Raw genomic sequence first — 7,261 nt, 5'->3', positions numbered from 1 at the left:
GGCACGTCGGGGCGCTGGCCTGCAGCCGTGGCCGCGCCGGACACGCCGGGGCGCTGCTGCGGACGCGAGGGAGCGCCCACCCGCGGTGCGGCAGTGGGTTGCCGCACTMCGCCCGGCACGCCGCTGCTCGGTTTGGGATATGAGTCGGAATTACTCACTCGTTACCTCCGGTGTTGTCTTCGTCCAGCTCGGCATTGCCTGATGACTCATCTGACTCCGGGGCCGGTACTGATTCTGCCGCTGCGGACCTCTCGTGCAATCCGCMATCTTCAGCCAACGTTACGTCATCCGGCGAGGAAGCCCGAGTTTGAGCGTCCCCGCCGGCCTCTTCACCGGTAGATTCGCCGGTATCTTCACCGTCGGTGGGCTCGTCGCCTTCCAGCCCGCGTTCGCTGTTGCGCGCAACGGCGATGATGCGGTCGTTCTTGTCCGGCTTGGCGAAGATCACGCCCATCGTGTCCCGGCCCTTGGCCGGAACACCGCTGACCGAGGAGCGGACCACTTTGCCGCCCTCCATGACCACCAGGACCTCGTCCTCTTCCTGGACGATGAGTGCGCCGACAAGGTGCCCGCGCTCCTCCTGGTATTTGCCGACCTTGATGCCGAGGCCGCCGCGGCCCTGGAGCCGGTATTCCTCTACCGCGGTCCGCTTGGCGAAKCCGCCTTCAGTCACGATGAACACGAACGAGCCGTCCTTCACGACGTCGGCTGCGAGCAGTTCGTCGTMCTCACGGAACTTCATGCCGGTAACGCCGGAAGTGGCGCGGCCCATCGGGCGCAGCGCCTCGTCCGTCGCGGTGAAGCGGATGGACTGGCCCTTGCGGGAGACCAGCATGAGGTCGTCGGTTTCGGAGACCAGCTGGGCCGAGACGAGCTCGTCGCCGTCTCGCAGGTTGATGGCGATCACGCCGGCGGACCGGTTGGTGTCGTAGTCCTCCAGCCGCGTCTTCTTGACCAGGCCGCGCTTGGTGGCCAGCACCAAGTACGGAGCGTGCTGGTAGTCCTTCAGGTCCAGGACCTGGGCGATGTGCTCATCCGGCTGGAAGGCCAGCAGGTTGGCCACGTGCTGGCCCTTGGCATCGCGTCCGGCCTCGGCGAGCTCGTAGGCCTTGGCCCGGTAGACACGTCCCAAGTTGGTGAAGAAGAGCAGCCAGTGGTGCGTGGTGGTGACAAAGAAGTGTTCCACGACGTCGTCCCCGCGCAGCTGGGCACCCTTGATGCCCTTGCCGCCGCGCTGCTKGGAGCGGTAGTTGTCGCTGCGGGTGCGCTTGACGTACCCGCCGCGGGTAATGGTGACCACCATTTCCTCTTCGGGAATCAGGTCCTCCATGGACATGTCGCCATCGAAGCCCATGAGCACCTTGGTGCGGCGGTCATCGCCGTGCTTGGCTACGATTTCGCCCAGTTCGGTGCTGATGATCTCGCGCTGGCGCTCTTCCGAGGCCAGGATCGAGTTGTACTCGGCAATGAGGGCCTCGAGTTCGGCATGGCGGTCCTGGATCTTCTGGCGTTCCAGTGCCGCAAGCCGRCGCAGCTGCATGTCCAGGATGGCCCGGGCCTGCAGTTCGTCGATGTCCAGCAGTTCCATGAGCCCGTCGCGGGCGGCCTCGGTGGTGTTGGAGGCGCGGATGAGGGCGATGACCTCGTCCAGCATGTCCAGCGCCTTGAGCAGGGCGCGCAGGATGTGCGCCTCTTCCTCGGCCTTGCGCAGGCGGTAGCGCGTGCGGCGGGCAATGACGTCCATCTGGTGGGTGACCCAGTGGCGGATGRACGCATCGAGGCTGAGCGTGCGCGGCACGCCATCAACGATCGCGAGCATGTTGGCGGCGAAGTTGTCCTGGAGCTGGGTGTGCTTGTAGAGGTTGTTGAGCACCACCTTGGCCACGGCGTCGCGCTTGAGCACGATCACCAGGCGCTGCCCGGTGCGGCCGGAGGTCTCATCGCGGAGGTCGGCGATGCCGGAGATTTTGCCGTCCCTGACCAGCTCGGCGATCTTGATGGCCAGGTTGTCCGGGTTGGCCTGGTACGGCAGTTCGGTGACCACCAGGCACGTGCGGCCCTGGAGCTCCTCGACGTTGACCACGGCGCGCATGGTGATGGAGCCGCGGCCGGTGCGGTAGGCGTCCTCGATGCCCTTGTGCCCGAGGATGGTGGCACCGGTCGGGAAATCCGGTCCCTTGATGCGCAGGATGAGCTCTTCGAGCAGCTCTTCGCGGCTGGCCGTCGGGTTCTGGAGGTACCACTGGACGCCGTCGGCGACTTCGCGGAGGTTGTGCGGCGGGATATTGGTGGCCATGCCGACGGCGATGCCCGAGGAGCCGTTGACCAGCAGGTTCGGGAACCGGGCCGGCAGAATGGTCGGTTCCTGGTTCTTGCCGTCGTAGTTGTCCTGGAAGTCGACAGTTTCCTCGTCGATGTCCCGGACCATCTCCATGGCGAGCGGCGCCATCTTCGTTTCGGTGTACCGCGGGGCCGCGGCCCCGTCGTTGCCGGGCGAACCGAAGTTTCCCTGACCGAGCGCCAGCGGGTAGCGCATGGTCCAGTCCTGGATCAGACGGACCAGGGCATCGTAGATCGCCGTGTCGCCGTGCGGGTGGTACTGGCCCATGACCTCGCSCACCACACGGGCGCATTTGTTGAACGAGCGGTCCGGCCGATAGCCGCCGTCAAACATCGCGTACAGCACGCGGCGGTGGACCGGCTTGAGGCCGTCCCGGACATCCGGCAGGGCGCGGCCCACGATCACGGCCATGGCGTAGTCGAGGTAGGAACGCTGCATTTCAGTCTGCAGGTCCACCTGCTCGACGCGGTCGGTCAGGACATCGCCGTCGAGGATGGCGCCTTCAAGGACGGGCTCGGAGCCGGTCGAACCGACCGGCACCTCGGGTGTTTCGTCACTCATAGTCTATATTTTCCGTTTCAGGTATATATCAGCTCTGGAATATTAGGGGGTTTTTGCCGCTAAATATCCAGGAACCGAACGTCCTTGGCGTTCTGCTGAATGAAGTTCCGGCGCGATTCCACGTCCTCGCCCATCAGGACTGAGAAGATCTGGTCCGCTGCCAGGGCGTCGTCCATCGTMACCTGCAAGAGGGTCCGGTGGTCCGGGTCCATGGTGGTGTCCCACAGCTCCGTGTAGTCCATTTCGCCGAGGCCCTTGTAGCGCTGGATGCCGTTGTCCTTGGGGATCCGGCGGCCGGCGGCCTGGCCGGAAAGCAGTTTCGCATCCCGTTCACGGTCGCTGTAGACGTAATCGTGCGGGGCATTGGACCACTTGATCCGGTACAGCGGCGGCTGGGCGAGATAGACGAAGCCGTTTTCGATCAGCGGGCGCATGTAGCGGAACAGCAGTGTCATCAGCAGCGTCGTGATGTGCTGGCCATCGACGTCGGCATCGGCCATGAGCACGATCTTGTGGTAGCGCAGCTTGGCGAGGTCGAAGTCCTCGCCAATGCCGGTGCCGAAGGCCGTGATCATGGACTGGACCTCGGCATTGCCGAGTGCCTTGTCCAGGCGGGCCCGTTCCACGTTCAGGATCTTGCCGCGGAGCGGCAGGATGGCCTGCGTCTCCGGGTTGCGGCCGCGTTTGGCCGAACCGCCGGCCGAGTCACCCTCCACGATGTAAACCTCGCACTTCTCCGGGTTCTTGGAGGAGCAGTCGGAGAGCTTGCCGGGCATGCCGAAGGATTCCAGCGGGCTCTTCCGGCKGGCGTTGTCGCGGGCCTTCCGGGCCGCCATGCGCGCCTGGGCGGCCGAAATCGCCTTGCGGATCACGTCCCGGGCGGGGCCGGGGTTGCGCTCGAGCCAGTCGCCCAGCCCGTCGGTGACAACCCGCTGGACAAAACCCTTGACCTCGGAGTTGCCGAGCTTGGTCTTGGTCTGGCCTTCGAACTGCGGCTCGGAGAGCTTCACGGAAATAACTGCCGTCAGGCCTTCGCGGATGTCGTCACCGGTGAGGTTGTCATCCTTTTCCTTGATGATGTTCTTCTCGCGCGCGTAGCGGTTGATGAGCGACGTCATCGCGGCACGGAAGCCTTCTTCGTGGGTGCCGCCCTCATGCGTGTTGATGGTGTTGGCATAGGTGTGGACGCTCTCGGAGTACGCGTTGGTCCACTGCATCGCCATTTCCAGGGCGATGTGCCGTTCCGTGTCCTCGGTCTCGAAGGCGATGACGTCTTCATGAACGACATCGACCTTCTTGCCGGAGTTCAGGTGCTTGACGTAGTCCAGCAGGCCGTCGTCGTACTGGTAGACGACGGTGTGGAATTCCGCGGGGACTTCACCCTCGACGGCAACGGCGTCCAGATCGAGGTCCGCGTCCTCGGACGGCTCCTCCGGGGTGCGGCGTTCGTCGGTCAGGGTGATCCRCAGCCCCTTGTTCAGGAACGCCATCTGCTGGAAGCGTGCGCGGAGCGTCTCGAAGTCKAATTCCGTGGTCTCGAAGATGCCGGCGTCCGGGTAGAACGTCTGGGTGGTTCCGGTCTCGGCGGTTTCCTCGCCCTGGACCAGGCCGCCCTGCGGCTTGCCGCCGTCGGCGAAGGACATCCGCCAGACGTGGCCCTGGCGCCGGACTTCGGTGTTGACCCTGCTGGAGAGCGCGTTGACCACCGAGATGCCGACGCCGTGCAGGCCGCCGGAGACCGCGTAGCCGCCGCCGCCGAACTTGCCGCCGGCGTGCAGGATGGTCATGACGACTTCCACCGTGGGCTTGTGCTCCGTCGGGTGCATGTCCACCGGGATGCCGCGGCCGTTGTCCACCACTTTGACGCCGCCGTCGGCCTGCAGCACGATTTCAATGTGGGTGCAGTAGCCGGCCAATGCCTCATCAACTGAGTTGTCGACGACTTCGTAGACCAGGTGGTGCAGGCCGCGGGGACCGGTGGAACCGATGTACATGCCCGGACGCTTCCGGACCGCCTCCAGGCCTTCAAGGACCGTGATGTCGCTGGCGCCGTATTCGTGCGAAGTCGCGGTCCCGGACGACCCCGCTACCGCCGCCTCTTGCACTACGTCTACCACTACATCTTCCGCTGACCGGATGTCTGCATTGTCGTTAGCCACAGGCGCTTTCGACTCCTCTATGTTCGTTGAAGGCCGGCCCTTGCCTCTACCGTGGAAAGGGCTCCTGCCAACAGGCACGTCACTGACGGCTCCGGGGTCACGCCGACTTGGGAATCCGTCCGCCGCCCGCTGAAACTGCGTCGGAAACGGACTCAGTCAACGTTTCACCGGCGCCCAGTTATCTTCAACGATTCTATCGTGTTATAGGGCGCAAACCCGCATTCCAGGGCGCCAAACGGGCGGGAAGGTGCCGCTGAGAGGCCACTGGCTCCCCCTGCAAGGCATTCGGGGTCCAGCCCTAGGGTGCCTATACGACTCCGGGGCGTTCGAGCGCCCTACACGCCGTTCGGGGATTTTTCAAGGGTTTTTGCAAGAAGTGCTTCAGATCCGGTGTGCGGCGTGTCCCCGGGGCTATCCGTACGTGTCACGGGGTCCTCGGCCGTTGACCGTCCGCAGGCCCTTGCGCCAGCTTGGTGCGGCCGGTCCAAGCACTTGGATGCTGGTCACGACGCCGTCACCGAGCTCGGTGCGGAATTTTTCCAGCAGGCTGCTGCTCAGCAGCCGCAGCTGGGTTGCCCACGCCGTTGAATCGGTCCGCACATGCAAGGTGGTGTCCGTGAAACTCTCGGGGGTGCAGTGGGCGGAGATTTCCGGTCCCACCAGGAYGGCCCACTGTGCCATGACGGATCCGACGGCCACCGGCGAGGTCCAGCCGCGTTCGGCCACAAGGCGTCCCACGACCTTGCCCAGGCCCAGCGGATCCCGGCCGGTGCCGTGGAATTGGGTGAACCCGCGGGTTCCGCGCGCGCCGCGGGYAGGTTTTTGGGTTCCGGTGCCGGAGCGCGGGACCGCGCGCCGGATCTCGCCGCGGGCCGCAGCGGCGTCGCGCATCCTGTTCAGGGCGGCCTGGGCCGCATCGATGTCGTCGGGGTCGCGGCCCGGCTGCAGGCCGCCGTCGGTATCCTTATTCATCGATTGCCCTGCTCATCGATTCCTCMCGGGATGACCTTCACCCGCCGTCCGGTCAGTTCCGCCGGGATATCGTCCTCGACGGCGGCAGTGACCAGCACTTGCTCGGCGCCGGATACTATTGCGGCCAGTTTACGCCGCCGCTGGACGTCAAGCTCGGCAAAAACGTCGTCCAGGATCAGGATCGGAGGCGATCCGCCGGTGCGGGCGTCGTCGAGCATGACGTAGTACGAGGCCAGGCGCAGCGACAGGCACATGGACCAGGTTTCCCCGTGCGAGGCGTAGCCCTTGGCCGGGGCCGATCCCAGCACGAGCTCCAGCTCGTCGCGGTGCGGTCCCACCAATGAGATACCCCGTTCCAGTTCCCTGCGGCGGGACGCGGCAAAGGCCTGGATGTAGCGGTCGGTGAGCTGCCCGACGTCGAGCTGGCGCAGGTCCTCCGCGGGCGCGGCGGCCTCGGCGCCGTTTCCGGAGTCTCCCGCGGGCCGCGATGCGGCGCCGTCGTCGTCCAGGATGTCCTGCAGCGTGGACCGGTAGACCGCGGACGCTTCCTTTGAGCCGTCGGTGAGCTGCGCGTAAGCGTTTTTCAGGTGCGGCTGCAGGCGGTCGACAAGCTCAAGGCGGGCATGCAGGAGTTCGGCCCCGGCCCGCGCCATGTGCTGGTCCCAGACATCCAGCGTCGCCTCATGCCMGGCCGTGAATTTTCCTACCCGTGCCGATTTGAGCAGGGCGTTGCGCTGCTTCAGGACCCGGTCGTAGTCACTTCTGGTGGCGGCGTGCCGCGGCATGAGGCTGACCAGGAGTTCGTCCAGAAACCGGCGGCGGTTGGACGGATCGCCCTTKACCAGCGCCAGGTCTTCCGGCGCGAAGAGCACCGTCTGGCAGATGCCGAGAAGATCCCGGGCGCGGACCGGATTGCTCCGGTTGATCCGTCCGCGGTTGGCCCGGGACGCGTTGATTTCCAGTTCCAGGACGGTGGCCTGCTCGCCGCGGACCAGCTTGGCCCTGATCATCGCCCGCTCGGTGCCGAACCGCAGCAGCGGCGCATCCGTGCTGACCCGGTGCGAGTTGAGCGTGGCCAGATACCCGATGGCTTCCATCAGGTTGGTCTTGCCGATGCCGTTGGACCCCACCAGGACGGTGACTCCGGGCTCCAGGCTGAGATCAACCTGGGCGTAGCTGCGAAAATCTGTGAGCGAGAGCTTTTCTAGGTACACGCGGGATTCAGGAC

Annotated in this window: 4 protein-coding genes; all 4 read right to left on the bottom strand. The window is 65.4% G+C overall.

Features of this window, described 5'->3' with window-relative positions:
* Nucleotides 1-154: 154 nt before the first annotated feature.
* The 4 genes from gyrA to recF all read right to left on the bottom strand — a co-directional run bounded on the left by gyrA (nt 155) and on the right by recF (nt 7,247).
* Complete coding sequence (gene gyrA, locus AC1DBQ_RS10270; protein WP_476928398.1) at nt 155-2,902, bottom strand: DNA gyrase subunit A; 2,748 nt, start codon at nt 2,900-2,902, stop codon at nt 155-157.
* A gap of 59 nt (nt 2,903-2,961) precedes the next feature.
* Nucleotides 2,962-5,019 (bottom strand): DNA topoisomerase (ATP-hydrolyzing) subunit B, encoded by a 2,058-nt coding sequence (gyrB, locus tag AC1DBQ_RS10265; RefSeq protein ID WP_476928397.1) that lies wholly within the window; start codon nt 5,017-5,019, stop codon nt 2,962-2,964.
* A 453-nt stretch (nt 5,020-5,472) separates the two neighbouring features.
* Complete coding sequence (locus tag AC1DBQ_RS10260; protein WP_476928396.1) at nt 5,473-6,033, bottom strand: DciA family protein; 561 nt, start codon at nt 6,031-6,033, stop codon at nt 5,473-5,475.
* Entirely contained in the window at nt 6,030-7,247 is a 1,218-nt protein-coding gene (recF, locus tag AC1DBQ_RS10255) for a DNA replication/repair protein RecF (protein ID WP_476928395.1), read from the bottom strand. Before recF ends, AC1DBQ_RS10260 begins: the two co-directional genes overlap by 4 nt.
* Nucleotides 7,248-7,261: the final 14 nt, after the last annotated feature.

This window comes from Arthrobacter sp. 10T413_2 (assembly GCF_056394205.1).
This window is presented reverse-complemented; position numbering and strand designations above follow the sequence as displayed.